28 protein-coding genes are annotated in these 26,657 nt (G+C 66.8%); 16 read left to right on the top strand and 12 right to left on the bottom strand.

Translation table 11 applies throughout. The features are described from left to right. Positions 1–68: 68 nt before the first annotated feature. Entirely contained in the window at positions 69–239 is a 171-nt protein-coding gene (locus tag FCU40_RS04560) for a hypothetical protein (protein ID WP_004620069.1), read from the bottom strand. 179 nt (positions 240–418) lie between these two features. On the opposite strand from FCU40_RS04560, the gene topA reads away from it, so the two are divergent. From topA to rpmG, 6 genes are all read left to right on the top strand, one after another. Continuing rightward, a complete protein-coding gene (gene topA, locus FCU40_RS04555) occupies positions 419–3,106 on the top strand; it encodes a type I DNA topoisomerase (RefSeq protein ID WP_168073167.1) in 2,688 nt (895 codons plus the stop codon). Positions 3,107–3,144: 38 nt separating this feature from the next. Next, the gene (locus FCU40_RS04550) at positions 3,145–3,519 is read left to right on the top strand and encodes a hypothetical protein (RefSeq protein WP_168073165.1); all 375 of its coding nucleotides are present in this window, start codon (positions 3,145–3,147) and stop codon (positions 3,517–3,519) included. Between the two features lie 104 nt (positions 3,520–3,623). After that, positions 3,624–5,906 (top strand): ribonuclease R, encoded by a 2,283-nt coding sequence (gene rnr, locus FCU40_RS04545; protein WP_168073163.1) that lies wholly within the window; start codon positions 3,624–3,626, stop codon positions 5,904–5,906. Continuing rightward, the gene (locus FCU40_RS04540) at positions 5,906–7,057 is read left to right on the top strand and encodes an aminotransferase class I/II-fold pyridoxal phosphate-dependent enzyme (protein WP_168073161.1); all 1,152 of its coding nucleotides are present in this window, start codon (positions 5,906–5,908) and stop codon (positions 7,055–7,057) included. The genes rnr and FCU40_RS04540 overlap by 1 nt, the downstream gene beginning before the upstream one ends. A gap of 47 nt (positions 7,058–7,104) precedes the next feature. Then, complete coding sequence (locus FCU40_RS04535; RefSeq protein ID WP_168073159.1) at positions 7,105–7,833, top strand: NUDIX hydrolase; 729 nt, start codon at positions 7,105–7,107, stop codon at positions 7,831–7,833. A 102-nt stretch (positions 7,834–7,935) separates the two neighbouring features. Further along, positions 7,936–8,103, top strand: coding sequence for a 50S ribosomal protein L33 (gene rpmG / locus FCU40_RS04530; protein WP_004620056.1), 168 nt, complete (start codon positions 7,936–7,938; stop codon positions 8,101–8,103). 22 nt (positions 8,104–8,125) lie between these two features. Here the strand turns inward: rpmG and FCU40_RS04525 are convergent, their stop codons facing one another. From FCU40_RS04525 to divK, 4 genes are all read right to left on the bottom strand, one after another. Then, on the bottom strand, positions 8,126–8,506 hold the full coding sequence (locus FCU40_RS04525; RefSeq protein ID WP_168073157.1) for a hypothetical protein: 381 nt from the start codon (positions 8,504–8,506) through the stop codon (positions 8,126–8,128). Positions 8,507–8,578: 72 nt separating this feature from the next. Next, complete coding sequence (locus tag FCU40_RS04520; protein WP_168073155.1) at positions 8,579–10,249, bottom strand: alkaline phosphatase family protein; 1,671 nt, start codon at positions 10,247–10,249, stop codon at positions 8,579–8,581. 110 nt (positions 10,250–10,359) lie between these two features. Next, on the bottom strand, positions 10,360–11,724 hold the full coding sequence (locus FCU40_RS04515) for a PleD family two-component system response regulator (RefSeq protein ID WP_004620047.1): 1,365 nt from the start codon (positions 11,722–11,724) through the stop codon (positions 10,360–10,362). Further along, positions 11,721–12,098, bottom strand: a complete 378-nt coding sequence (divK, locus tag FCU40_RS04510; RefSeq protein ID WP_004620046.1) for a cell-cycle response regulator DivK — start codon at positions 12,096–12,098, stop codon at positions 11,721–11,723. The genes FCU40_RS04515 and divK overlap by 4 nt, the downstream gene beginning before the upstream one ends. Positions 12,099–12,219: 121 nt before the next feature. Between divK and FCU40_RS04505 the strand changes: the two genes are divergently transcribed. Genes FCU40_RS04505 through FCU40_RS04490 form a run of 4 tightly spaced genes read left to right on the top strand, consistent with a single transcriptional unit; the run spans position 12,220 to position 15,542 of the window. Continuing rightward, positions 12,220–12,867 (top strand): hypothetical protein, encoded by a 648-nt coding sequence (locus FCU40_RS04505; protein ID WP_004620044.1) that lies wholly within the window; start codon positions 12,220–12,222, stop codon positions 12,865–12,867. Next, positions 12,864–13,754: an ROK family protein gene (locus tag FCU40_RS04500; protein ID WP_168073153.1), complete on the top strand. Its 891-nt coding sequence runs from the start codon at positions 12,864–12,866 to the stop codon at positions 13,752–13,754. Before FCU40_RS04505 ends, FCU40_RS04500 begins: the two co-directional genes overlap by 4 nt. Positions 13,755–13,762: 8 nt before the next feature. Continuing rightward, positions 13,763–15,019 (top strand): DNA polymerase IV, encoded by a 1,257-nt coding sequence (locus FCU40_RS04495; RefSeq protein WP_168073151.1) that lies wholly within the window; start codon positions 13,763–13,765, stop codon positions 15,017–15,019. A gap of 49 nt (positions 15,020–15,068) precedes the next feature. Further along, on the top strand, positions 15,069–15,542 hold the full coding sequence (locus FCU40_RS04490) for a DUF3224 domain-containing protein (protein WP_175582059.1): 474 nt from the start codon (positions 15,069–15,071) through the stop codon (positions 15,540–15,542). A gap of 23 nt (positions 15,543–15,565) precedes the next feature. Here FCU40_RS04490 and FCU40_RS04485 read toward each other — a convergent pair whose 3' ends face one another. Then, positions 15,566–15,952 carry a VOC family protein gene (locus tag FCU40_RS04485; protein ID WP_168073149.1) on the bottom strand — a complete coding sequence of 129 codons (387 nt, stop codon included), beginning with the start codon at positions 15,950–15,952 and terminating at the stop codon, positions 15,566–15,568. A 164-nt stretch (positions 15,953–16,116) separates the two neighbouring features. Here FCU40_RS04485 and FCU40_RS04480 point away from each other — a divergent pair, with 164 nt between their 5' ends. The 3 genes from FCU40_RS04480 to clpA are packed head-to-tail and all read left to right on the top strand — an operon-like array spanning position 16,117 to position 18,972. Further along, positions 16,117–16,272: a hypothetical protein gene (locus tag FCU40_RS04480; protein ID WP_106404376.1), complete on the top strand. Its 156-nt coding sequence runs from the start codon at positions 16,117–16,119 to the stop codon at positions 16,270–16,272. A gap of 26 nt (positions 16,273–16,298) precedes the next feature. Then, positions 16,299–16,628 (top strand): ATP-dependent Clp protease adapter ClpS, encoded by a 330-nt coding sequence (gene clpS, locus FCU40_RS04475; protein WP_004620037.1) that lies wholly within the window; start codon positions 16,299–16,301, stop codon positions 16,626–16,628. 13 nt (positions 16,629–16,641) lie between these two features. Beyond that, positions 16,642–18,972, top strand: coding sequence for an ATP-dependent Clp protease ATP-binding subunit ClpA (gene clpA / locus FCU40_RS04470; RefSeq protein WP_168073147.1), 2,331 nt, complete (start codon positions 16,642–16,644; stop codon positions 18,970–18,972). Positions 18,973–19,032: 60 nt separating this feature from the next. Here the strand turns inward: clpA and FCU40_RS04465 are convergent, their stop codons facing one another. Next, positions 19,033–19,467, bottom strand: a complete 435-nt coding sequence (locus tag FCU40_RS04465) for an HIT family protein (RefSeq protein ID WP_168073145.1) — start codon at positions 19,465–19,467, stop codon at positions 19,033–19,035. Positions 19,468–19,521: 54 nt separating this feature from the next. Here FCU40_RS04465 and FCU40_RS04460 point away from each other — a divergent pair, with 54 nt between their 5' ends. Then, positions 19,522–20,103 carry a DUF4287 domain-containing protein gene (locus FCU40_RS04460; RefSeq protein WP_168073143.1) on the top strand — a complete coding sequence of 194 codons (582 nt, stop codon included), beginning with the start codon at positions 19,522–19,524 and terminating at the stop codon, positions 20,101–20,103. Between the two features lie 70 nt (positions 20,104–20,173). Next, entirely contained in the window at positions 20,174–20,662 is a 489-nt protein-coding gene (locus FCU40_RS04455; protein WP_168073141.1) for a pyridoxamine 5'-phosphate oxidase family protein, read from the top strand. A gap of 19 nt (positions 20,663–20,681) precedes the next feature. On the opposite strand, the gene FCU40_RS04450 is transcribed toward FCU40_RS04455, so the two are convergent. From FCU40_RS04450 to phaP, 4 genes are all read right to left on the bottom strand, one after another. Beyond that, positions 20,682–21,842, bottom strand: coding sequence for a GNAT family N-acetyltransferase (locus tag FCU40_RS04450; protein WP_168073139.1), 1,161 nt, complete (start codon positions 21,840–21,842; stop codon positions 20,682–20,684). Beyond that, positions 21,839–22,612 (bottom strand): glycerophosphodiester phosphodiesterase, encoded by a 774-nt coding sequence (locus FCU40_RS04445; RefSeq protein WP_004620026.1) that lies wholly within the window; start codon positions 22,610–22,612, stop codon positions 21,839–21,841. The genes FCU40_RS04450 and FCU40_RS04445 overlap by 4 nt, the downstream gene beginning before the upstream one ends. Next, positions 22,612–23,073 (bottom strand): RidA family protein, encoded by a 462-nt coding sequence (locus FCU40_RS04440; protein ID WP_004620025.1) that lies wholly within the window; start codon positions 23,071–23,073, stop codon positions 22,612–22,614. Before FCU40_RS04440 ends, FCU40_RS04445 begins: the two co-directional genes overlap by 1 nt. Before the next feature lie 139 nt (positions 23,074–23,212). Beyond that, entirely contained in the window at positions 23,213–23,647 is a 435-nt protein-coding gene (phaP, locus tag FCU40_RS04435) for a TIGR01841 family phasin (RefSeq protein WP_004620024.1), read from the bottom strand. A gap of 293 nt (positions 23,648–23,940) precedes the next feature. Between phaP and FCU40_RS04430 the strand changes: the two genes are divergently transcribed. Further along, positions 23,941–25,239, top strand: a complete 1,299-nt coding sequence (locus tag FCU40_RS04430; protein WP_004620023.1) for a D-alanyl-D-alanine carboxypeptidase — start codon at positions 23,941–23,943, stop codon at positions 25,237–25,239. A 150-nt stretch (positions 25,240–25,389) separates the two neighbouring features. Here the strand turns inward: FCU40_RS04430 and FCU40_RS04425 are convergent, their stop codons facing one another. After that, a complete protein-coding gene (locus FCU40_RS04425; protein WP_168073137.1) occupies positions 25,390–26,607 on the bottom strand; it encodes a PLP-dependent aminotransferase family protein in 1,218 nt (405 codons plus the stop codon). Between the last annotated feature and the right edge of the window lie 50 nt (positions 26,608–26,657).

The following is a 26,657-nucleotide window of genomic DNA, read 5'->3' as shown; positions in this document are numbered from 1 at the left end:
CCGCGTCAGGAAATGGGCGAATGGTTCAGCTAGGAGAGAAGGACCAGATCCTGGTCCTAAAATGAAAACTAGACGGTGATGTCTAGCTTCAGCCCCGTACCCGCGGCGGGGGCGGCGCGCACGGCCTGCTTCAGCCGATCGGCGATCTCCGCGCGTTCGGCGTTGGACGTCACGGGCTTGATCGGTTGGATCGGCGAGACGTAGGCCTCGGTGGCGATCCGGTTGACGGTCAGGTCCATTGGCTCGATGCGGTCGCAAAACTAGCGACAACACTGTCGCGCAACGGTCTTAACAACCGCCTACCAGACGTCCAGGCTCGGCTGTTTATTGGGGCGTCACGTTGACAGACCCCCGGTGAAGCCCCCACTTTCCGGCGCTCGCCTCCAGGGCGATCCGCTTTTCCTGAACAAGAGTCAGAATGAACGTCGTCGTCGTCGAGAGCCCGGCCAAGGCCAAGACCATCAACAAGTACCTCGGGTCCGACTACACGGTTCTCGCTTCCTACGGCCATATCCGCGATCTGCCGTCGAAGGACGGTTCGGTGGAGCCCGACAACGACTTCGCCATGAGCTGGGAAGTCGACGCCAAGGCCTCCAAGCGCGTCAGCGACATCGTCGACGCCATGAAGAAGGCCGACCGCCTGATTCTGGCCACCGACCCGGATCGCGAAGGCGAGGCGATCAGCTGGCACGTCCTGGAAGTGCTCAACAAGAAGAAGGCGCTGAAGGACAAGTCGGTCCAGCGCGTCACCTTCAACGCCATCACCAAGACCGCCGTGACCGAGGCCATGAAGGCCCCGCGCGACCTCGACATGGAGCTGGTCGAGGCCTATCTGGCCCGCCGCGCCCTCGACTATCTGGTCGGCTTCACCCTTTCGCCCGTGCTGTGGCGCAAGCTGCCGGGTAGCCGTTCGGCCGGCCGCGTTCAGTCCGTCGCCCTGCGCCTGGTTGTCGACCGCGAACTGGAAATCGAGCGCTTCAAGACCCAGGAATACTGGACCGTCGAGGCCGATGTCTCGGCCGGCTCGGACCCGTTCCTGGCGCGTCTGGTCAAGCACGAGGGCAAGAAGCTCACCAAGTTCGACCTCGGCAACGAAACTTCGGCCCTGGCCGCCAAGGCCGCCGTGCAGGCCGCCACGTTCAAGGTCGAAGCGGTCGAGAAGAAGCCCGGCAAGCGCTCGCCCGCCCCGCCCTTCACCACCTCGACCTTGCAGCAGGAAGCCGCCCGCAAGCTGGGCTTCAGCGCCCAGCGCACCATGCAAGCGGCGCAGAAGCTCTACGAAGGCGTCGACATCGGCGGCGAGACCGTCGGCCTGATCACATACATGCGGACCGACGGCGTCTCGATGGCACCGGAAGCCATCGCCGAGGCGCGCGCCGTGATCGGCAATGTCTATGGCAAGGAGTACGTCCCGGACGCCCCGCGGCTGTACAAGTCCAAGGCCAAGAACGCCCAGGAGGCCCACGAAGCCATCCGTCCGACCGCCATGGGTCGCAACCCCGGCTCGCTGCGCCTGGAGCCGGAGCTGGGTCGCCTCTACGAACTGATCTGGAAGCGCACCATCGCCTCGCAGATGGAAAGCGCCCGCATCGAGCGCACCACGGTCGACCTGGAAAGCGCCGACGGCAAGACGGGCCTGCGCGCCACCGGTCAGGTGGTGCAGTTCCCCGGCTATCTGGCGGTCTACGAGGAAGGCCGCGACGACGAGGGCGACGAGGATAGCGCCCGCCTGCCCGCCATCACCGAGGGCGCGGCGGCCAAGGTCATCGACACCCGCGCCGACCAACACTTCACCGAACCGCCGCCGCGCTATTCCGAAGCCAGCCTCGTCAAGAAGATGGAAGAGCTGGGCATCGGCCGTCCGTCGACCTACGCCTCGGTTCTGGGCGTGCTGCGCGACCGCGAATATGTCCGCATGGAGAAGCAGCGCTTCGTCCCCGAGGACAAGGGCCGCCTGGTCACGGCGTTCCTGGAGCAGTTCTTCAAGCGCTATGTCGAGTACGACTTCACGGCCGCCCTGGAAGAGCAGCTCGACCTCGTCTCCGACGGCAAGCTGGACTGGAAGCAATTCCTTCGCGACTTCTGGAAGGACTTCCACGCCGCCGTCGGCGAGATCGCCGAGCTGCGCACCACCAATGTCCTCGACGCCCTGAACGAGGCCCTGGGTCCGCACATCTTCCCCGACAAGGGCGACGGCTCCAACCCGCGCCTGTGCCCGACCTGCGGCACGGGGCAGCTCTCTTTGAAGACCGGCAAGTTCGGCGCCTTCATCGGCTGCTCGAACTATCCGGAGTGCCGCTACACGCGCCAGCTGGGCGTCTCCGAAGGCGACGGCGAGGCCGAGAGCGCCGACAAGGAACTGGGCGTCAATCCGGAGACGGGCCGGGCCGTCTGGCTGAAGAACGGCCGCTTTGGACCCTATGTCGAGGAGCTGGCGGCGGAGGGCGACAAGCCCAAGCGCTCGTCCCTGCCCAAAGGCTGGATCGCCTCGGCCATGGACCTGGAAAAGGGCCTGCGCCTGCTGTCCCTGCCGCGTGAGGTGGGCAAGCACCCCGACGACGGCAAGCCGATCACGGCGGGCCTGGGTCGCTTCGGGCCGTTCGTGCTGCATGACGGCACCTACGCCAATCTGGAGAACGCCGACGAGGTGTTCGACGTGGGCCTGAACCGCGCCGTCGCCATCCTGGCCGACAAGCGCGCCGGCGGCGGGCGTCCGCAACGCGGCGCGGCGGCGGCCTTGGCCGAGCTGGGCAATCACCCCGAGGACGGCAAGCCCGTCCGCGTGCTGTCCGGCCGCTTTGGTCCCTACATCAAGCACGGCGACACCAACGCCAACGTGCCGAAGGGCAAGGATCCGGCGGCGCTGACGCTGGAGGAAGCCGTGGCCCTGATCGCCGAACGGGCGGCCAAGGGCGGCGGCAAGAAGCCGGCGAAGAAGGCCGCGGCCTCCAAGACGAAGGCCAAGGCCGAAGGCGACGCGCCGGCCAAGAAGACGGCCGCGAAGAAGCCGGCCGCCAAGAAGCCCGCGACCAAGAAGGCTCCGGCGAAATCGAAGGTCGCGGAGACCTCGGACGATGGCGCGGCGCCCTGGGACGACGAGGCCTGAGCCTATCCAGCCGGCGCGCGGAGGAGTAGACTTCGACCATGACCACGCTGGAACGGCCCCTGCCCCTGAACGTCGTCGTCGCGGCGCTGCTGGCCTGCTGCGTCGGCGGCTTCGCCATGGGCTTGGTCAATGCCATGAAGGTCGATCGAGGCGGCGCCGAGACCTCCAAGACTCCGGCGGCCGAGGTGTCGGGCGCGCCCGTCAAGGACGCCACCCCGGCCCTCGCCTACGAACCGCCCCCGGTCGAGAAGCCCAAGCCCAAGGCCGTCGAGGTTGAGACCCCCGAGCAGGAGGTTCCCGCTCCGGCCGTGGAGACGGCGCCCGCGACCACGGCCACGCCGGCGACCCCGGCCGCCGCCGCGTCCAAACCCGCTGATCCGCCGCCGCCGAAGTCGATCGAGGATCTGTACTAGGCTCCTTTCATCCGATTTCCCCGGCGAATGCCGGGGAGGTCGGCTATGGCGGACTTACCCAACCCCGTGTTTCCCTAAGTCCGCCGAACGCGTTAAGGCAGGACATGGCCAAACTTCGCCCGACCAAGACCGTCAAGCCGCGCCCTCCCGCCGGCCTGCCCGACCGCGAGACTCTGCTGGCGTTCCTGCGCGACGCGGGCGAGACCGGCAAGGCCGACATCGCTCGGCACTTCGGGCTGAAGGGGGCCGATCGCCGGGCTTTGCGCGAGATGATCCGCGAGCTCGAAGCCCAAGGGGCGCTGGCCAAGCGCGGCCGCAAGGGCTTCGCGGAGGCCGGCTCCCTGCCGCCCGTGGGGGTGGCCGACGTGGTCGAGCGCGACGGCGACGGCGAGCTCTATGTGAAGCTGACCAAGTCGGACGACGACGTGCCGAACGTCCGCCTCGCGCCCGGCAAGGGCGAGGCCGCCGCGGGCGCGCCGGGCCTAGGCGATCGTCTGCTGGTCCGCTTCGAGCGGCTGGAAACCGGCGAGTTCGAGGCCAAGCTGATCAAGAAGCTGGGCCAGAGCGCCCACAAGATCCTGGGCGTCATTCGCAAGCATCGCCGCGAGATCCGCGTGGAGCCGGTCGACCGCAAGTCGAAGGACAGCCTGGTCCTCGATCCCAGCGTCGCCCACGACCTCAAGGACGGCGACCTGGTGCTCGCCCAGGTCGGGACCCATGGCGGCCGGTATGGGCCCAAGCCCGGCAAGGTGCTGGAGGTGATCGGGACCGAGAACGACCCCCGCGCCGCCTCGCTGATCGCCATTCACAGCCACGGCATCCCCACCGGCTTCTCCGAGGCCGCCGAGCAGGAGGCTAAAGCCGCCGTCGAGCCGACGCTGGCCGGTCGCGAGGACCTACGCACCCTGCCCTTCGTGACCATCGACCCGGTGGACGCCCGCGACCACGACGACGCGGTCTACGCCCATCCCGACGACGACGAGACCAATAAGGGCGGGTTCGTGGTCTGGGTCGCCATCGCCGATGTCGCCGCCTATGTGCGCCCGGGCTCGGCCCTGGACCGCGACGCCCGCGAGAAGGGCAACAGCGTTTACTTCCCCGACCGCGTCGAGCCGATGCTGCCCGAAACGCTGTCGAACGGTCTCTGCTCTCTGCGCGAGGGCGAGAACCGCGCCACCTTGGCCGTGCGGATGGTCTTCGACAAGTCGGGCCGCAAGAAGGGCCACAAGTTCACGCGCGGCCTGATGCGCTCGGCCGCCAAGCTGTCCTACGAGCAGGCCCAGGCCGCCATCGACGGTCAACCGGACGACAAGACCGGTCCGCTGCTGGAGCCGATCCTCAAACCTCTGTGGGACGCCTACCGGACGATGAAGATCGGCCGCGACGCCCGCTCGCCCCTGGCCATCGAGAGCGACGAACGTCGGATCATCATCCGCGACGGCGAGATCGCCTCGATCACAAAACGCGCGTCCCTCGAAGCCCACAAGCTGATCGAGGAGATGATGGTGCAGGCCAATGTCTGCGCCGCCGAGAGCCTGGAGGCCAAGCGCTCGCCTCTGATCTACCGGGTGCACGATACGCCCAGCCTAGAGAAGGTGCAGAACCTCGCCGACTTCCTGCAGACCCTGGAGATCCGCTGGAACAAGGGCGAGGCGCCGCGCACCGACCGCTTCAACAAGCTGCTGGACGAGACGCGCGAGAGCCCCAACGCGGCGATCATCAACGAGGTGGTCCTGCGCACCCAGATGCAGGCCCACTACAGCAGCGAGAACATCGGCCACTTCGGCCTGAACCTGGCCAAGTACGCCCACTTCACCAGCCCGATCCGCCGCTACGCCGACCTGATCGTGCACCGGGGCCTGATCCGGGCCTTGGGCCTGGGCGACGACGGCCTCACCGATCAGGACATCGCCCAGATCAAGGATACGGCCGAAGTGATCACCCACGCCGAGCGCCGGGCCATGGCCGCCGAGCGCGACGCCACCGACCGCTACATCGCCGCCTTCCTGGCCGATCGCGTCGGCGCGACCTTCGAGGGCCGGATCACCGGCGTTACGCGGTTTGGCCTGTTCATCAAGCTGACCGACACCGGCGCCGACGGCCTCGTGCCGGTCTCGTCGCTGGGCGCGGAGTTCTTCGTCCACGACGACAAGATGCACGCCCTGGTCGGCGAGCGGACCGGCAAGCGCTGGCCGCTGGGCCTGGGCGTCGAGGTCAAGCTGGTCGAGGCGACGCCCGTCACCGGCGGCCTGCTGTTCGAGATGCTCAGCGACCCGCTGCCGCCCGACCCGAAGATGCCGCGCCCCCGGCTCGGCGCGCGGCGCCAGGCGGCGGTCAAGCCGCGCGGGGGTTTGCCCAAGGGCGTGCGGCGCGGTAAGCGGCGCTAATGCGCGCCGAGATCGAACCCTTTCACGCCATCGCCATCAGCCGCCTGGCCCATCAGCTGAAGATGGAAGGCCGCTCGATCATCCATATGGAGTTCGGCCAGCCCTCGACCGGCGCGCCCAGCAAGGCGCTGGCCAAGGCTCACGAGATCCTCGACGCCGAGGCGATGGGCTATTGGGAAAGCCCGGCCCTGCGCGCGCGGATCGCCGAGCGCTACCAGGCCCTGTATGGCGTCCAGGTCGAGCCCGAGCGGATCGTCTTGACCTGCGGCGCCTCGCCGGCGCTCGTTCTGGCGCTGTCCAGCGTCTTCAAACCCGGCGACAGGATCGCGATCGCACGGCCCGGTTATGTCGCCTATCGCAACACGATCAAGGCGCTGCACCTGGAGCCGATCGAGATCGCCTGCGGCCCCGAGGATCGTTTCCAGCTGACCGCCCGGCATCTGGCCGCGCTCGACCCCGCTCCCGCCGGCGTGATCATCGCCAGCCCCGCCAATCCGACCGGCACGATCATCGCGCCCGATGAATTGGAGGCGATCGCCAAGGTTTGCCGCGAGCGCGGGATCCGCGTCATCAGCGACGAGATCTATCACGGCCTCAGCTATGCGGGCCGCACGCCCTCGATGCTGGAGTTCGCGCCCGACGCCCTGATCGTCAACAGCTTCAGCAAGTACTTCAGCATGGCCGGCTGGCGGTTGGGCTGGCTGCTGACGCCCAAGGGCGAGGACCTGGATCGCGCCCGGGCCTATGTCGGCAATCTCTTCCTGACCGCGCCCTCGCTGAGCCAGCACGCGGGTCTGGCGGCCATGGACTGCATCGACGAGCTGGAAGGCCATATCGACGTCTACCGCGTCAATCGCGCGCTGATGCTCGACGCCCTGCCGGCGCTGGGCCTGCGCAGGATCGCCCCGCCGGACGGCGCCTTCTACATCTGGGCCGACATCGGCCACCTGACCGACGACTCGCTGGGGTTCTGCACGGGCCTGCTGCACGACACCGGCGTCTGCACCGCCCCGGGCGTCGACTTCGACCCCGTGGAGGGCCACCGCTTCATCCGATTCAGCTTCGCGGTGTCGACGGCGGAGGTCGAGGAGGCGCTGCGGCGCATCACCCCGTGGTTCGCGGCGCGGGCGGCCCGCTCGGAAAACGCCTGACGTTACGTCGGCCTTTTCACGACGCGCGATCGGTCTAACCTCGGCGCATGAGCCTGCCGCCGATCGACGCCAAATTCGACACGATCAACGACGGCGCCGTGCGCGAGACGGGCGCGGCGCTGAGGCCCAAGCACGCGGCGACGGTGATCATCGTCCGCACCGACGGGCCCTCGCCCCGGCTGCTGATGGGCCGCCGCAACCACGGCCACGCCTTCATGCCAGACAAGTGGGTGTTTCCCGGCGGTAGGGTCGATCGCACCGACTATGACGCCCCCAGCGCCTCGGAGCTCGCGCCCGAGGTCGCCGCGCGGCTGGCCTTGGAATCCCGCCATCCAAAGCCCGCCCGCCTGGCCCGCGCCCTGGCCTTGGCGGCTGTGCGCGAGACCTTCGAGGAGACCGGCCTGCTGTTGGCCAAGCCTGCCCCAGAGCGCCCCGGCGCGGGACCCTGGCGGCCGTTCCTGGCCCAAGGCGCCCTGCCTGACCTCTTGCCGCTCAGCTTCGTGGCGCGCGCCATCACCCCGCCCTATCGGCCGCGCCGCTTCGACGCCCGCTTCTTCATGGCCCCGGCCGAGGCGCTGCTATCGCTGGATCGCCGCCCGGACTGCGGCGAGCTGGACGAGATCGCCTGGGTCGACTTCCAGGAGGCCATGGCCCTGGACCTGCCCAACATCACCCGCTTCGTGCTGCATGAGGTCGGCCAGCGCCTGGCGGAGACCGGACGCCCCGCGCCCTTCATGCGCTTCCTGAACGGCCAGAGACGCCTGACGCATCTCTAAGCCCGTCCTTTCGGGAATTGACTTTGAGTCTCCGATGAGTATGTTCCGCGCCTCTTATTTCCAGCGCGCGGGAACCTGCGCGACCACCGCAGGGATTCGACCATGGCCAAACCGGCTTCCATCAAGATCCGCCTGAACTCGACGGCGGACACCGGCTTCTTCTACGTCACCAAGAAGAACGCCCGCACCAAGACCGAAAAGATGGTGCTGAAGAAGTACGATCCGGTCGTGCGCAAGCACGTCGAATTCCGCGAAGGCAAGATCAAGTAAGATCGCTTTTCTCGCTACGACATCAAGACGCCCGGCTAGCGATAGCCGGGCGTTTCTGTTTTCTCGCTCGCACAAGCGTGATGATCAGGACCACGGCTCGCCAGATCAAAAGTCCCGCGAAAAGAGGAACGGCGAGAGTCAGAAAGAACATCGCAATGGTTCCGAGATATGCGATGAGCCCAAAAAGGGGCGATGACTGGATGTAGTCAGGCAGCTTCTGCTCCCAAGCCATTATGCCCAACCAAAACAAAACAGAATAAGCCGCTATCGCCGCGACGACGTAGCCGAGATTAATCCAGGCGCGCTGAACCGGTGTAGCGTTGCGGGTGAACCCCCAGCACAGGATGAGCACCAGCGGCGCGTTCAGGCAGACAAGGGCGGATCCAATCCAAGCCTCCGGCAAGTTACACCTCCGAGAGAGAAGTGCACAGCCATACCACTTTAAGATTGGCGACTTGCTAACGCCCTTTCTGCCTCAGCACCCCTGCGCATAGACCAGCGGCCGGCATCGGCCGTCGAGATCCGCCGGAGCCTTCACGCCCGTGGCCGCCGCGATCGTCGGGGCGATGTCGACCGTATCGAGCGGCAGGACGCGCTCGTGCGGGGTCGCGCCCTTCCACCAGAACAGAATCGGGACGCGGCGGTCGTAGTCCCAGGGGCTGCCGTGGGTCGAGACATAGGCCGGTCCGGGCGTCGACGGCACGCGGTCCGGGCGGAAGGCGATCAGGATGTCGCCCGTGCGGCCGGGATAGACGCTGCGCCGCATACGCTCGGCCACGGACAGTTCCTCGGGCGAGGCGTCGGCTGGCGCCGGCTCCATCGTCAGCAGGGCCTGGGCGTCGAAGGCCTGGGCCACGACGGGCTCGCGGTTGATGATCGCCAGGGCGTCGGCGGTGATCCGAGCGCGGTCGGTGATCGACGGCGTCTTGCGATCGGGACCCACGACGTAGATCTGATCGATGCCGCCATCTGCGACCAGCGGATCCCACGACAGGTTCAGGTCGGCGCGAACCTGGGCGTTCAGCTTGGCCAGCCACGGCTTTCCGATCACGCGCTCCATGTCATAGCCCTCGCCGTGCAGGCGCTCGGCGAAGTCGGCGCCGCCGTGGTCGGCGGCCAGGACGACCAGCACCCCGCCCTTGACCTTGTCCAGACTCTTGAGGAACGCCCCCAGACGATCATCCAGCCGCGCGATCTGGTCGCACATCTCGGGGCCGCGCGTGCCAAAGCGATGACCGATGAAGTCGGTGGCCGACAAGCTGATGGTCAGCAGGTCCACCTGCGGTCCGTCGCCGAGGCCGTAGGTTTCGCGCAGCCGCGTGGCCAGATCCAGCGTCGCCTGGTCGGTGAACGGGCTGGCGTAGAGGTCGCGGAGCTTGTCGGCCTGGCTGGTCGCCGGAGCGAGCGGCAGCGCCGCGCGCCAGGAGCGCCCGCCGGTCTCGTAGTCGGCCTCCAGCGCCTTGCAGCGGCCGGCCGAAGCCTTGGCGTAATCCCAGACGTAAGGATGCGCCTTCAGATCCGCCGCCAGCTTGGCGTTGAAGGCGGCGACGGGCTTGAGGCGGTCCTCGGCGGTCTGGCCCGGAGGAACCCAGGTCGTGAAGCCAAAGCCCGGCTGGAACCAGAACTGACCATCGGCTTGATGCCCGGACATGGTGATCGCGCCGCGGTCCTTGCCCGAAACGCCGAATACGCGGCTGCGGGGCGAGACCGCCTTGAGCCAGTCGCCATAGGTGGTGGCCACCAGGTTGGCCGGGCTGACGGGCTTGCCCTTGGGGTCATCGGCCAGGGTCACGGAAGGGTCGCCCAGGCAATAGACCTGCTTGCCCGCAGCGCGGTCGTACCAGTCGTTGGCGCTGATGCCGGTCTTGTTGGGGTGCTTGCCGGTCAGCAAGGTCGAATGGCCCGGGCAGGTCTCGGTCATCGCGTGCGACTGGTAGCCGTTGGGATAGACAATCCCCTGGCTCAGGGTCTTCAGTCCGCCCACGAACTCGGGCCGATGCTGGGCGTAGAGGTTGGCGCTGAACTGGTCGATCGAGATCACGACGACCAGCTTGGGATCCGGTTTGACCGAGATCGTCGAGGCCTGGACGGAGAAAGCCGTCGAAATGGCGGCGACGGCGAGACCGAGGGTAAGCGTCTTTTTCATTCGGGAGATTTCACCCGAGCGCATAATCCGTGCAAGGACGGAAAGCCACTTCCAACGAAAAGTGGGGCAAGCGCCTCGGCCTTGGACGGCCAACGATCAGGGTGAAGCCGTCAGGCCGCCTTGCCGACCACCGCGTTACGCCCCGAGGCCTTGGCCTGGTAGACGCCCTCGTCGGCCCTTTTCAGCAGGGCCTCGGGGGTGTCGCCCGCGCCGCTGGTGGCCGAGACGCCGACTGAGATGGTCACCGTCAACAGCTCCTCGCCGTGAGCGACCTTGAAGGGCGAGCCCGAGACATGCATCCGGATTCGTTCGGCGATGCGCAGCGCGTCGGCCAAGCTGGTTTCCGGCATGATCACCACGAACTCCTCGCCGCCAAAACGGCAGGGCAGATCGATGGCGCGCACGTTCGACGCCAGGCGCAGGGCGAATTCGCGAAGCACCTCGTCGCCGATATCGTGGCCGAAGGTGTCGTTGATCTTCTTGAAGAAGTCGATGTCGATCAGCAGGGCCGAGACCGGCTCGCCGCCCATCGTGGCGCGTTTGACCAGCGAGTCGAGCTGGCCGGTCATGTAGCGACGGTTGTGCAGGCCGGTCAGCTGATCGGTGACGGCCAGTTCCAGCGACTGATCCAGATTGTTGCGCAGGTAGTCGGTGTAGCGCTTGCGGCGGATCTGCGTCCTGGCGCGAGCGGCCAGTTCCTGAGGGTCGATCGGACGCGGCAGGATGTCGTTCACCCCGATTTCCAGCGCCTTGACCATGCGGGCGCGATCGTCGGGATCCACCATGGCCAGGATCGGCAGATGGCGGGTGCGCTCTTCCGAGCGCAGGGCCGCGGTCAGGCGCAGGCCGTCGAAGCCGCGGGCGGCGGCGTTGATGATGACCAGGTCGACCGGACCGCCGGCGCTGATCTTGGCCTTTTCGGGATCGCTCTCGACAACGGGCCGGTGCTCGACGCCCAACTCCGCAGCGACCCTTTGGGCCTGGCGTTCGTTGTCATCGATGATCAGCACCCGGCCGCCCTGCCCGTCCAGACGGGCGGCGGCGCCGGCGATCACGCCCATGCGACGTCCGGAGGCCTCGCGCTGGCGCAGTTCGTCGATCACGAGCTTGAAACGGGTCAGGCTGCGCACGCGAGCGAACAGCATCACGTCGTCGATAGGCTTGGTCAGGAAGTCGGCGGCCCCGGCCTCGAGGCCCTGGATGCGATCGGCGCGGCCGTCCAGAGCCGTGATCAGCACCACCGGAATGTGGCGGGTGGCGGGATCTTCCTTCAGCTTCTGACAGACCGTGAAGCCGTCCATGCCGGGCATCATGACGTCCAGCAGAATGATGTCGGGCAGGTCGCGCGCCGCCATGGATAGGGCCGTCGGCCCGTCCATCGCGGTCGACACCTCATAGTACTCGGCCACCAGCTTGGCTTCGAGCAAGCGAACATTGGCCTCGATGTCATCGACGACGAGGATCCGCGCGCTCATGCGGGTTGCCTTTCCAGCAGACGCTTGATGGTGTCGAGGAAGTGGACCACCGAGATGGGCTTGGAGATATAGGCCTCGCAGCCGCCCTCGCGGATGCGCTCCTCATCGCCTTTCATGGCGAAGGCGGTGACGGCCACCACCGGAATATGGGCCAGGTCGTCGTCTTCCTTGAGCCACTTGGTGACTTCCAGGCCCGAGATCTCGGGCAGCTGGATGTCCATCAGAATCAGGTCGGGCTTGTTGTCGCGGGCGATGGACAGCGCCGACAGACCCTCGCGGGTCTGCAGGGTCTCGTACCCCTGGGCCTCGAGCAGATCATGAAAGAGCTTCATGTTCAGCTCGTTATCCTCCACGATGAGGACCTTCTTCGTCATCCTTACCCCGACCAAACGGTCACGTGACAACGCCTAGGGATTCGCGCCGTCTTCCAGAACCTGATGGCACGGATATCCTTAAGCCCCCGCTAATCGCGTTAACACCGGCCAATCGAAGCTCATGGAACCGCGCTACTCAGACCTCCAGGCCTGCGCCGTCTCGCCGACCTCGCCGCTGGTCATCGTCGATGTCGACGAGGTCCTGGCTCAGTTCATGCGCGGTTTCGGCACGTTCGTCGAACGCCACGGCTTCGAGCTGCGGGTCGATCGTTTCGCGCTGTTCCAGAACATCTATCGCCCTGGCGAGACCGAACACATCGATCTCATCGCCGGCAAGGCGCTGTTCGACGACTTCTTCCGCGACGGCGCCGATGTCCTGGCCCCGGCGGAGGGCGCGGCCGACGCCCTGGCCGACCTGTCGACCCGCGCCGAGGTCGTGATTCTCACCAATGCGCCCGAGCACGGCCGGCAGGCGCGCATCCAGTGGCTGAAGACCCACGGCTTCGACTATCCGCTGATCATCAACAGCGGGCTCAAGGGACCGCCCGCCGCCGACCTGGCTGGCCGCACGACGGGCCGCGCGGTGTTCATAGACGACCTGTTGCCGCAGCTGGATTCGGTGGCGGAAAAGGCGCCGGACGTCGGACGGTTCCAGATGGTCAGCGACGAGCGCCTGCGCCCCCTCGCCCCCTCGGCGCCGGACCGCCACGTCCGCATCGACGAGTGGTCGCGGCTCAAGACGGCGATCGAGGAGCGTCTCTTTCAATGATCCGTTTCGGCGTCGACTTCGGGGGCACCAAGATCGAGGCGGCCGCGCTCGATGAGGCCGGAGCGTTCGTGGCCCGGGTGCGAAAGCCAAATCCCGGGCGCTACGACGCGGCGCTGGACGTGGTGGCCGAGCTCGTGGCCGACGCCGAATCCATGGCCGGCGCGACCTGCGCCCGGCTGGGCATGGGCATCCCCGGCTCGATCTCGCCCCGCTCGGGCCTGATCCGCAACGCCAACAGTATCTATCTGAACGGCCAGCGATTCAGCGACGACCTCGAACGGCGCCTGGCGCGTCCGGTTCGACTGGCCAACGACGCCAACTGCCTGGCCCTTTCCGAAGCCGCCGACGGCGCCGGCGCGGGGGCGGCCGTGGTCTTCGCGGCGATCCTCGGCACCGGTTGCGGCGGCGGAGTCGTCGTGAATGGCCAGATCGTCGAGGGCCACAACGGCGTCGGCGGCGAGTGGGGCCACGCGCCCCTGCCCTGGCCCAAGCCCGAGGAATACCCCGGTCGCGACTGCTGGTGCGGCCGCAAGGGCTGTCTGGAAACCTGGATCGCGGGGCCGGCCTTCGCCGGGGACGCGGGGTTCCCGACCGGCCAGGACGCCGTGGCCGCGATCGAGGCCGAGGACGCGGCGGCCGAGGCGGCGCTGGACCGCTATGTTGATCGCCTCTCCCGGGGCTTGGCCATGATCTGCGACCTGATCGATCCGGACGTCATCGTGCTGGGCGGCGGGATGTCGAACATCGACGCTCTCTACGAGCGCCTGCCGGCGGCCATCGGTCCCCACGTGTTCTCCGACGTCTTCGAGACCCCGGTCCGTAAGGCCGTCCACGGCGACAGCTCCGGCGTGCGCGGCGCGGCTTGGCTGTGGCCGCCAGAGGTCTAGGCCCCACCATGAAGGCCCTCTGTCGCGACTGCGGGTGGACCGGCGGCGCCAAGGCCGCCCGCTGTCCGTCCTGCGCCTCGCCGCGCACGGTCTTTCACGAGGAGCTGGGAACCCTCTCGATCGCTCACCTGGATTGCGACGCCTTCTACGCCTCGGTGGAGAAGCGCGACGCGCCGGAGCTGCGCGACAAGCCGGTGATCGTCGGCGGCGGCAAGCGCGGGGTGGTGACCACCGCCTGCTACATCGCCCGTATGAGCGGCGCGCGCTCGGCCATGCCGATGTTCAAGGCGTTGAAACTGTGCCCCGACGCCGTGGTCATCAAGCCGAACTTCGCCAAGTACAAGCACGAGAGCGCCCGCATTCACCAGAAGCTCGACAAGCTGACGCCGCTGATCCAGCCGCTGTCGCTGGACGAGGCGTGGATGGACCTGACCGGCACCGAGCGCCTGCACGGCGCCAAGCCCGCCCAGATGCTGGCGCGGCTGCAGGCGGAGATCGAGCGGGACATCGGGCTCACGGTCTCGATCGGTCTGGCGCCCAACAAGTTCCTGGCCAAGATCGCCTCGGAACTGGACAAGCCGCGCGGCTTTTCGGCGATCGGGGCGGCCGAGGCGCAAGCCTTCCTGGCCGACAAGCCGGTCAGCATCTTGCCGGGCGTTGGACCGGCGACCGTCTCGTCCTTGGCGGAGATCGGGCTGAAGACCGTCGGCGACATCGCCGCGGCCGACCTGAAGCTGCTGGCCAATCGTCTAGGCTCTGGCGGTCTGCGCCTACACCGCCTGGCGCAAGGCCAGGACAGCCGCCTCGTCGACCCCGACCAGGCGCGCAAGACGATCAGCGCCGAGACCACCTTCAACGACGACCTGCACAAGTCCGAGGACCTGGAGGACGAACTCTGGCCCCTCTGCGAAAAGGTCGCCAAACAGGCCCGCAAGGAAGGGGTCGCCGGTCGCGTGGCGACGCTGAAGCTGCGCACGCCCGACTTCAAGATCCACACCCGGCGCCGCACCCTGGCCGTGCCGACCCAGACGGCCCGCACCCTGTTCCAGGTGGCCCGCGCTCTGCTCGCCGCCGAACCGCGCGGACTCGCCTATCGGCTGATCGGCGCGGGACTCACCGACTTCGTCGACGCCGACACCGCGGGATCTGACATGTTCGCCGACGAGGAGCGCCGCGCGCTCAAGAACGAAACCGCGATCGACGCCCTGCGCGGCAAGTTCGGCGCCGGCGCGGTCGTCAGCGGCCGCGCGCTGAAGGGCCGTTGACGAAAAGTTCCCATTATGTTCCATTTCCAGTGCTGGAGGGGGCAAGGTCATGACCGCGTTTCGCATCATCGTCCCGACGGTCGTGGCCGCCTTGCTGGCGGGCGTCGTTCCCGTCGCCGCCGAGCCCGCCTCGCGCCACGCCAGGGGGTCCTTTGACGTGAGCACCAAGCCGGTCGAGCAGGATAAGGGCGATGGTTCAACGCTGGGCCGCTTCTCGCTGGATAAGACCTATCACGGCGCGCTGGAGGCCTCTGGCAAAGGCGAGATGCTGACCGTCGGGACGGAAATCCCGGGATCGGCCGTCTATGTCGCGACCGAGCGCGTGGTCGGTAATCTGGACGGCAAGGCGGGAAGCTTCGCCCTGGTCCATCGCGGATCGATGCGCGGCAAGGACCTTAGCCTGATCATCGACATCGTCCCGGACTCCGGATCGGGCGACTTGAAAGGCATAGCCGGCCGCCTGGCGATCACCGTGGTCGACGGCAAGCATCAATACGATCTGGAATACACCTTGCCCCAATAAGAGCTGCCCAGACCCCACGCCCTTTAGGTCGCGGTCGCGATAGCCTGGCCAAAGACCAGCAGATTGCCGTCCGGCGCGCGGATCATCAGCTCCCGCTGCCCATAAGGCTGGTCGATCGGGCCATATACGTCTCCAGCCGGCAGCCGCTTGAGTTTGGATCCGAGCTGATCAAGCACGACGTCCAGGCTCGCCACGTCGATATAGTAGGCAAAGCCCCGGTGCGGGCTTCCGAGCTCCGTCCGGTCGCCATGCTCCAGGATCCGCAATCCAGCCCCTTCGCGTTCCAGGTAGGCGTAACCGCCTCCTTTCAGAAGCACGGAAAACTCCAAGGTGTCGGTCAGAAAAGCGAGCGCCGGCTCCAACTCGGCGACGTGCATGAACGGCGTGATCTGTAGGGTGTTGGCTGGCATCGGTCCGCTCCGCGCTGGTCTCGCCGAGGCCGAACCTAAGCCCTGGAGCCTGGGTTGGAACATCTCCCGAGAGGGTAAAAAGCGCGCGCCCCGATCGCCCCGAGACCGATTCGGCCTCTGTCGCGCCGCGCCCGCCCCTTGCGAGGCGCCTAACCGCGCCCCATTTGGGCCTCTCGCCCACGGAACCGTTCGCGCGCGGTCTTCGCTCTCCCAAACGTGAAGCCAATTTCCGAGGCGCCACTGTGCTAAAGCGGCGCAGCGGCGCATCGGCCTCTTCCAATGCCGCCGCGTTTCCATATCTAATTCAGGCAGGCGGGTGATTTGCTCGCCAGGAGAGAACAAGTCGATGGCCGAGCGGAAGCAAGGCGGACAAAGCAACGGCACGGGGTCTTCGGTCGTCACGGAAGTGAAGCCCAAGACACAGAAGCCTTCGCTGTATCGAGTTCTGATTCTCAATGACGACTACACTCCAATGGAGTTCGTCGTCTACGTGCTCGAACGGTTCTTCAACAAGTCGCGTGAAGACGCTACTCGCATCATGCTGCACGTTCACCAGAACGGGGTCGGTGTCTGCGGTGTCTACACATACGAAGTCGCAGAAACCAAGGTCGCCCAAGTCATCGACTCGGCGCGACGCCATCAGCACCCCCTGCAGTGCACCATGGAAAAGGACTGAGGAGCCTCCCCCATTGCCCTCTTTTTCGCGCCCCCTGGAAGAGTCCCTGCATCGCGCCGTCGCCTACGCCAATCAGCGTAAGCACGAATACGCGACGCTGGAGCACCTTCTGCTTTCCTTGACCGACGACGAGGACGCCGCCGGAGTGATGCGCGCGTGCGACGTCGATCTCGCCGCGCTGAAGAAGAGCCTCTCGAACTATCTCGACGTCGAACTGGCCTCGCTGGTCGTCGACGACGACGAAGACGCCAAGCCGACCGCCGGCTTCCAGCGCGTGATCCAGCGCGCGGTGATCCACGTGCAGTCGTCCGGCCGCGAGGAAGTGACCGGCGCCAACGTGCTGGTCGCCATCTTCTCAGAGCGCGAAAGCCATGCCGCCTATTTCCTGCAGGAGCAGGACATGACGCGGTACGATGCGGTCAACTTCATCGCCCACGGCATCGCCAAGAAGGCCGGCGCCTCGGAAGCCAAGAGCGTCAAGGGCGCGAGCGCCGGCTCGAACCAGACCGAGGAAGACGGCGAGAAGCCGAACACCAAGACGGGCGGCGAGGCTCTGGAAGCCTATTGCGTCGACCTCAACGAAAAGGCCCGCCAGGGCAAGGTCGACCCGCTGATCGGCCGCGCCAACGAAGTCGAACGCGCGATCCAGATCCTCTGCCGTCGCACCAAGAACAACCCGCTGCTCGTCGGCGACCCCGGCGTCGGCAAGACCGCCATCGCCGAGGGCCTGGCCCGCAAGATCGTCACGCACCAGGTCCCCGAGGTCCTGGAAGGCGCCACCATCTACTCGCTCGACATGGGCGCGCTGCTAGCCGGCACCCGCTACCGCGGCGACTTCGAGGAGCGCGTCAAACAGGTGGTCAAGGAACTGGAGAACCACCCGAACGCGGTGCTCTTCATCGACGAGATCCACACCGTGATCGGCGCCGGCGCGACCAGCGGCGGGGCGATGGACGCCAGCAACCTGCTGAAGCCGGCCCTGGCCTCGGGCAGCCTGCGCTGCATGGGCTCGACCACCTACAAGGAATTCCGCCAGCACTTCGAGAAGGATCGGGCCCTGGTCCGTCGCTTCCAGAAGATCGACGTGAACGAGCCGACGGTGGAAGACACCATCAAGATCCTCAAGGGTCTGAAGTCGTACTACGAGGACTTCCACAAGCTGAAGTACACCAACGACGCCATCAAGGTCGCCGTCGAGCTCTCGGCCAAGTACATCACCGACCGCAAGCTGCCGGACAAGGCGATCGACGTGATCGACGAGGCCGGCGCCTCGCAGATGCTGCTGCCGGAAAGCCGTCGCAAGAAGACCCTGGGCGTCAAGGAGATCGAAGCGGTCGTCGCCAAGATCGCCCGCATCCCGCCCAAGTCGGTCAGCAAGTCGGACACCGAGGCCCTCAAGGAGCTTGAGACCGACCTGAAGCGCGCCGTGTTTGGCCAGGATGAAGCCCTGACCCAACTGGCGGCCGCCATGAAGCTGGCCCGCGCCGGCCTGCGCGAACCGAACAAGCCGATCGGCTCGTACCTGTTCAGCGGCCCGACCGGCGTCGGCAAGACCGAAGCCGCCAAGCAGCTGGCCCAGACCCTGGGCATCGAGATGCTGCGTTTCGACATGTCGGAGTACATGGAACGCCATACCGTGAGCCGCCTGATCGGCGCCCCTCCCGGCTATGTCGGCTTCGACCAGGGCGGTCAGCTGACCGACGCGGTCGATCAGCACCCGCACGCCGTCGTCCTGCTCGACGAAATCGAGAAGGCGCACGGGGATGTCTACAATATCCTGCTGCAGGTGATGGACAATGGCACCCTGACCGACAGCAACGGCAAGAAGGTCGACTTCCGCAACGTGGTCCTGATCATGACCACCAACGCGGGGGCCTCTGACGCCCAGCGCAACTCGATCGGCTTCGGCCGCTCGAAGGTCGAGGGCGAAGAGGAAGCGGCTCTGAAGCGCCTGTTCACGCCGGAGTTCCGCAACCGCCTGGACGCCGTCGTGGCCTTCAAGCCGCTGACGCCGGAGATCATCCGCCAGGTCGTGCAGAAGTTCGTCATGCAGCTGGAGGCGCAACTGGCCGACCGCAACATCACGATCGAACTCAGCGACGACGCGGCCGATTGGCTGGCCAAAAACGGCTTCGACGAGCTCTACGGCGCCCGTCCGCTGGCCCGGGTCATCCAGGAGCACATCAAGAAGCCGCTGGCCGACGACATCCTGTTCGGACGCCTGGTCCGCGGCGGCCACGTCAAGGTCGTGCTGAAGGACAGCAAGATCGACTTCGAGATCGACAGCGCCGCCGATCCCAAGGCCGGCAAGACCGACGAAGCCGAACCGGCCCTGGCCGAGTAGGCGTTCGCGTCAAACTGAAACGGAAAGGCCCGGAACGATCCGGGCCTTTTTCGTTTGAGCTCAAAGCGCCTCGGCGATCTTGGCCGCCAGAGCCTTCAGTTCGTCCGTGTTGGCCATGCCGCCCTCCCCGTGCCGCCCCAGGGCCTCGCCCTCGTAGCGGGGGATCACGTGGAAGTGCAGGTGGAAGATCGTCTGGCCAGCCGGCGCGCCGTTGAACTGGGTGACGACGACGCCATCGGGCTTCAGGGCCGAGACCACCGCCTTTGACAGCTTCTGGGTCGCGGCGGCCAGTTCGGCCAGCACCTCGGGCTCGACCTCCAGGATGTTGCGCGCCTGACTGACCTTGGAGATCACCAGGGCGTGGCCGCGCGACTGCGGAAACACGTCCATGAAGGCCAGGACCCGTTCGTCCTCGAAGACCTTCACGCTCGGGATCTCGCACCGGATGATCTTGGCGAAGATGTTGTCCGTGTCGTAGCGTCCGTCGAGGCTCATGATCGTCTCCCTGTCGTCGGATCGGTCGTAGCAAACCAGGGGAGCGGCGCAACCATGGACACCAAACCTCAAGGTCTGACGGAGCAACAGCAGAAGTGGTTCGCCACCCTGCGCGCCAACCTGGAGCGAGAGACCGGCAAGACCTTGGAGCAATGGGTCGAGATCGTCCGCCGGGAGTGCAAGGAGACCAAGCCCAGGGCCCGGGCCGAATGGCTGAAGGCGCACTATGGCCTGGGCCAAAATCGGGCCGCCAGCATCTTCGCCGTCGCCTATCCGGAGAGCGGCGGCTGGGACGACGCGGCGGGCCTTCGCGCTGCGCTGTGGACGGACCCTGGCGCGACCGCGATCCTGGCGGCCGTCGAGGCGGCGGTGGCGGACTTCCCGGGCCTCGTGACCGGTCAGCGCAAGGGCTACACCGCCTGGTCCCACAAGGCGCAGTTCGCGGCGCTGAAGCCGGCGAAGGGCGGCGGGGCGATCCTGGGCCTGGCGGTGACGCCGGACGCCTCCCCGCGCCTGGTTGAGCCGAAGAACGAAGGCTGGTCCGAACGCCTGAAGGCCAAGCTGGTCCTGGCCTCGCCCGCCGACGTCGACGCCGAGCTCAAGGCGCTGCTGACGGCGGCGTGGGAGCGATCCTAGCCCCCAAAAGCTTCACCCTAGGAACGCGCCTTCGCCAGCGCCGTTCGTCTCCCGAACAAAGGAGACGATGATGTCCAAGGAAGCCGATCTGGCCGAGAAGTTCTGGAAGGCCCTGAAGTCCGACCGCACGGTGATGCTGGGCCTGGTCGACCACGAGAATGGCCGAGCCCAGCCGATGACCGCCGTGTTCGAGGGCGACCATTCCGGTCCAATCTGGATCTTTAGCGCCTCGGGCGTGGATCTGGTCGAGGCCGTCGAGGGCGGCGCGCATGACGCCATCCTGCATTTCGCCTCCAAGGGTCACGACGTTTTCGCGACCGTCGAGGGCCAGATGCGGGTCGACAATGACCGCGAGACGATCGATCGCCTGTGGAACCCCTTCATCGCCGCCTGGTACGAAGGCAAGGACGATCCGAAACTGCGCCTGCTGCGCTTCGAACCCGGCGACGCCCAGATCTGGCTGAACGAAAACAGCCTGTTCGCCGGCGTCAAGATGATGCTCGGGGCCGATCCCAAGAAGGACTACAAGGACAAGGCTGGCGAAGTTCGCCTGCAGTAGGCGCGCCAATTGGGGGGAGCTAACGCTCCTCCCGGAACGGCGAATATTCCTCGGTCAGCATCTCGATATCGGCGGCCACCGCCTCGCGCTCGCGTGCGAGATAGCGCGCCACCGGCTCGCGTAGCGCCGGATCGGCGATCCAATGGGCCGAATAGACCGGACTGGGCAGATAGCCGCGCGCGATCTTGTGCTGCCCCTGTGCTCCGGCCTCGACGCGCGGCAGACCGAGCCGGATCGCGTGCTCGATGGCCTGATAGTAGCAGAGCTCGAAATGCAGGAAGGGCACGTCCTCGACGCAGCCCCAATGACGGCCGTAGAGGCAGTCCCGGCCCAGCAGGTTCAGCGCCCCGGCGATCCACGGCCCGTCCGGCCGTCGCGCCATGATCAACAACACCTTGTCTGCCATCCGCTCGCCCAGCAGCGAGAAGAAAGGACGGTTCAGGTACGGCCGCCCCCACTTGCGCCCGCCAGTATCCATGTAGAAGGCGAAGAAGGCGTCCCAGTGCGCCTCTGTCAGCTCGGCGCCGGTCAGGGCGACGATCTCCAGGCCCTCCTTGGCGTCGCGTCGCTCGCGGCGGATGGTCTTGCGGCGATTGGCCGACAGCGCGGCCAGGAAGTCGTCGAACGTGGCGTAGCCGCGGTTTTCCCAATGATACTGCTGGTCCTGGCGAAGCAGCATTCCGCGCTCGCCCATCCACGCCCACTCCGCCTCGACCGGGAAGGTCACGTGCAGCGACGAGGCGCCGATCCGCTCGCACAGGGTCAATGCCCCGCCCAGCAGGGCCGAGCGTCCCTCGTCGACGTCCACGTCCGGCCGGACGATCAGTCGCGAGCCGGTCACCGGCGAGAACGGCGAGGAACACTGGAGCTTGGGATAGTAGCGCCCGCCGGCCCGCTCATAGGCGTCGGCCCAGGCATGGTCGAAGACGTATTCGCCCTGGCTGTGGGACTTCAGATAGAGGGGCATGACCCCAGCCACGCCCCCGGCTTCGTCCTCGATCGAAAGGTGCTGCGGCGCCCACCCCGTGCGGGGGCCGACGCAACCGCTCTCCTCCAGGATCGCCAGGAAGTCGTAGGAGACGAATGGATCGCCCGTCGCGTCGGCGCAGGCGTCCCAGGCGTCCTTGCCGATCTCGGCGATCGCGCGATGGACGCGAACCGCCGGCCGGATCGAACTCACGCGTGGAAGCCCTCGAAGATCAGGTTGTCGCAATGGTCGCGCACGCCTTCCCACTGATCGGGCGAACGGATCGTCCAAGCGATGACCGGCATACCCTTCGCGCGATATAGGTCGGCGCGCGGGCTGGGCAACATGTCGAGACCCAACGCCAGAAAATCGGGCCGGGCAAGTTCTACCTGCTCCAGCGCCGCCAGCGACTTGCGCATTTCCGGAGCGAGCTTGCGGGCGCTGTCGTCATTCCAGCCATAGCTGTCCAGGCCGCGCAGGATCTGCGGGTGATGGTCGGCGAACCAGGCGTGGGAGTACGGGTTGAAGCCGATCACGGCGGTCGGGCCGTTGTGGTCGACCAGGATATCGCTGACCCGCTTCTCCAGCGGTCCAACATCGCCGAACGGGGTCTTCAGCTCGATGAAGACCATCGCGCGGTGGCCTATCAGGGTCAGGGTATCGGCCAGGGTGGGAATGGTCTCGTCCGTGCCCTTCAAGGCCAAGGCGCCAAGCTCGGCGGCGGTGTGGTCGCGCAAGCGCCCTTCCCGGCCGGTCATCCGCTCCAGGCGGTCGTCGTGGAAGACCACCGCCTCGCCGTCGGCGGTCAGCTGAACGTCAAGCTCGATGCCGTAGCCGTGCGCGCAGGCGGCCTGGAAAGCGGCCAGGGAGTTTTCCGGCGCGCCGTCCGGCGTCCAAAGGCCGCGATGCGCCACCGGCGGCTCGAACAGGCGCTCCCACGCCTCGCCGAAGACCTCGGTCGATGGGCGTTCGCGCGACCGCATCAGGCGATCTCCACCACCGCGTCGACCTCGACGGCGAAGCCGAGCGGCAACTTGTAGACGCCGACCGCCGAGCGGGCGTGACGCCCCTTGTCGCCCAGGGCTTCGACCATCAGGTCCGAACAGCCGTTGATGACCTTGGGAATGTCGATGAAGTCCGGCCCCGCCTGGACGAAGCCGCCCAGCTTCACCACGCGGACAACGCGATCCAGGTCGCCGTCGCAGGCGGCCTTCATCTGAGCCAGCAGGTTGATCCCGCAGATGCGCGCGGCCTTCTGAGCCGTCTCCAGATCGACGTCGACGCCGACCGTGCCCTTGATCCCGCCAGAGGCGTCCAGAGAGATCTGGCCGGAGATGTGCACGAGATTTCCGGAGCGCACGAAGGTCACGTAGTTGGCCACGGGGGCCACCGGCTCGGGCAATTCGATCCCGATCGCCTTCAGATGCTCTTCGACCTTCGACATTCACGCGCTCCAGGAATGGGGTGGGGAATGCTTATCGCGCCCCGTCGAAGCGCAAAAGAAAAAAGGCCCGGACCTTTCGGTCCGAGCCTTTCAAGACTTCATTCTCTCGACGCGCCCGAGAGGCGCGTCCGAGCGACGCTTAGCGCGCGGCTTGGAACTTCTCGACGGCGGCGCTGACGCGTTCGTTCAGCGGCTTCACCGAGTCCTTGATCGAGGCCGAGACGATCTCCGAGGCCTTGCTGACCTGGGCGATGTAGGCTTCGAGGGCCGACTTGGCCCAGGCGGTTTGCAGCTCGACGGCTTCCTGGACGCTCTTGGCGGCGGCCAGCGACTTGGCGGCGGCGACGTGGTCTTCCGCGGCCTTCTTGCCGTAAGCGAAGGTCTGAGCGCCCAGGGCTTCGGCGCCCTTGGTGGCGGCGGTTACCGAGGCGACCACGGCTTCCAGGTTCTTCTTCGAGTGGGTGTTGGCTTCGGCCAGAGCGGCCAGAGACTTCTCGACGCCATCCTTGAACGCTTGGTTCGAGGCGGCGGTGAACTGCTCGACGGAGGTCTTGATGGTTTCGGCGGCGGCCATGGGAATTCTCCTGGGGAGGAAGTACGGGCGGGGCGGACGGTCGAGCGGCAACTCGCCATGCGCGTTTGGAACAACGTGGTTTTCCCATGTTGCAGTGCAGCAGTCAAGGAATTTGTGCAGCGCACCATAACGCAGCGTCAAGCTGCAGCATTCCAAGCACGCCAAGGATTTTTCAGCCCGTGCGGCATGATCGCTCACCAGTTGTTTACTTTAGCGAAAGGGCGCGTCCATCATGTTACGATCACGCGTGTGGCGGTGCGGAACCGCTCAGTTCAAATGACGGACGTCACTTAATGTTCGCCAAGCTTTTGTCCGCCCGTTCGCTGCTCGCCGCCGCCGGCCTGGCCCTGTCGTGCCTCGTCGGCGCCCTGGCGCCGACCGCCGCCTCGGCCGCCATACCGTATCTGCAGCTGAACGCCTCGGAGCCGAAGTACGCGGCGATCGTCATCGACGCCAATTCGGGCGAAGTTCTTTACGATAAAAGGGCCGACAGCCCTCGCTACCCGGCCTCGGTCACCAAGCTGATGACCCTGTACCTGACCTTCGAGGCGCTGAGCGAAGGCCGCCTGAAGCTCACCGACCGGATCGTCATGTCGCCTCGCGCCGCCGCCCAGGCGCCGACCAAGATCGGCATCCCGCCCGGCGACAGCCTGTCGGTCGACGAGGCGATCAAGTCGATGACCGTGAAGTCGGCCAACGACGTCGCCGTCGCCACGGCCGAGCGGCTGGCCGGCAGCGAGTCGCGATTCGCCGCCCTGATGACCCTGCGCGGCCAGGAACTGGGGATGCGCAACAGCCGCTTCGTGAACGCCTCGGGCCTGCCCGACAGCCGCCAGATCTCGACCGCGCGCGACCTCGCCATCCTGTCACGCGCCATCATGCGCGACTTCCCGCAGTACTATTCGTATTTCAGCGTCAGGGGCTTCACCTTCCGCGGAAACTACGTGAAGGGCCACAACCGCCTGCTGGACAGCATGGAAGGGTTCGACGGCCTGAAGACCGGCTACACCAACGCCAGCGGCTTCAACCTCGCCGGCTCGGCGGTGCGCGACGGCCGTCGCCTGATCGCCGTGGTGCTTGGCGGCCCCTCCACCGCCTGGCGCGACAACAATATGGAAGACCTGCTGCTGACGGGCTTCGACGTGATGAAGCGCCGGGCGCGCGGCGAGCGCACCACCATCGCCGCCAACATCTATGAGGACGAGCCTTCGGGTCCGATCGAGCGCCCCTCGGTCGAACAGGGCGACGGCGACCAGGCCGGCCTGCAGATCGTCCTGACCGAGAAGCCGCATCCGACTCCGGTGAAGATCTCCCCCACCCTGCGCGCGGCCCAAGCCGCCGCTCCGGCCAAGAAGCCGAAGGGCGAGTGGGGCGTGCAGGTCGGCGCCTTCAAGTCGAAGGCCCTGGCCAACGACCAGCTCAAGCTGGTGCGCGGGCGCTTCGCCAAGGTGGTGGCCGGCGCCGAGAGCGCCGTGGAAGGCGCGGGCGGCGCGTTCCGCGCCCAGTTCCAGGGCATGACCTCCGAAGCCGCGCGCGGCGCCTGCTCGGCCCTGAAGGCCAAGCGCGTGCCCTGCATGGTGCTGGCGCCGTAAACCCAAACCATCCGACCTTTCCGGCGACGGCCGGGCTCCAGATCGCACCAAGGGCGCCGAGCGATTAGCTCGGCGCCCTTTCGCATTCACGGCTGATGCTCAGGATGGATCTGGGCCCCGGCCTTCGCCGGGGAAATCGGATGAGGGGTGTCAGGCCTCGGCCATCACCCGCCGGATCAACCGAGCCAGGCGTCCCACGCCCTCCTCGATCTGGGCGTCGGTCGGCAAGGAATAGCTGAGGCGGATGGCGTTGGCCGATGGGACCTCGGCGAAGAACGGCGCGCCGGGCACGAAGGCCACCCGCTCCTCTTCGATGGCCCGCGCCAGCAGCGTCGCGCCGTCCATGCCTTCGGGCAGGTCGATCCACACGAACATGCCGCCTTCCGGATGCGACCAGGTCACCCCCTCGGGCATGGACCGCTCGAGCGCCGCCAGCATGACCCGCCCCTTGTGGCCATAGGCGCCGCGCAGTCGGTGCAGGTGCTGGTCATAACCTTCGGAGACGGCGCGGTGGGCGACCATCTGGTTGATCGTCGAGACGTGCAGATCCGCCCCCTGCTTGAGGAGGACCAGCTTCTCGATCACCGTCTTGGGTCCGCACACCCAGCCGATGCGGAGAGCCGGCGACAGGGTCTTGGACAGCGTGCCCAGGAAAAGGGTCCGCGCGTTGTCGACGCCGCCCGATTGGGCGATGTCCAGCGCCAACAGCGTTGGCGTCGCCTCGCCCTCGAAGCGCAACTCGCGATAGGCGGCGTCTTCGATCAGGGTCATGTCCAACGCATTCGCCATCTCAAGGAGCGCCTGGCGCTGCTCCAACGTCAGGCTGACGCCGGTCGGGTTGGCGAAGTCGGGCACGAAATAGCCCAGGGCTCCGCGCGGCAAGTCGGTGGGCTCGCCGCGCAGCGCGCCCTCGGGCAGGTCACGATAGGCCGGCTGGTAGCCGTTGAACGCCTGCAGCGCGCCAAGATAGGTAGGCCGGGCGACCACGACCGTGTCGCCGGGACCGATGAACAGCTTGCCGATCAAGTCCAGCGCCTGCTGCGAACCGGCGGTCAGCATGATGTTGGTCGGCTCGCACGGCATTCCGTCCCGGGTCATGCGCTCGGCGATCCACGCGCGTAGCGGAAGATAGCCTTCGCTGACCGAATATTGCAGCGCCTGCGCCGCCAGAGCCGGATCAGCGAGGATGGCCGCGTAGTCGGCTTGAATGCGCTCGGCCGGAAACAGGCCAGGATCGGGAATACCGCCGGCGAAGGACAGGATGTCCGGCTGGTCCAGCAGCTTCAGCAGTTCGCGGATCTCGCTGGCGCGGACACGATTCATGCGCTCGCTGAAGCGCTCGGCCCAGTCGATGGGTTGGGAGGTCATGGTGTGATCAAGGTCCGAATTGAAATGACGCCTGGAGCCACGCCGCTCCG

Source organism: Caulobacter sp. SSI4214, assembly GCF_012184455.1.
GTDB classification, from domain to species: Bacteria; Pseudomonadota; Alphaproteobacteria; order Caulobacterales; family Caulobacteraceae; genus Caulobacter; species Caulobacter vibrioides_E.
Note: the sequence above shows the minus strand (reverse complement) of the source record. Positions and strands in the feature narration are given on the sequence as shown.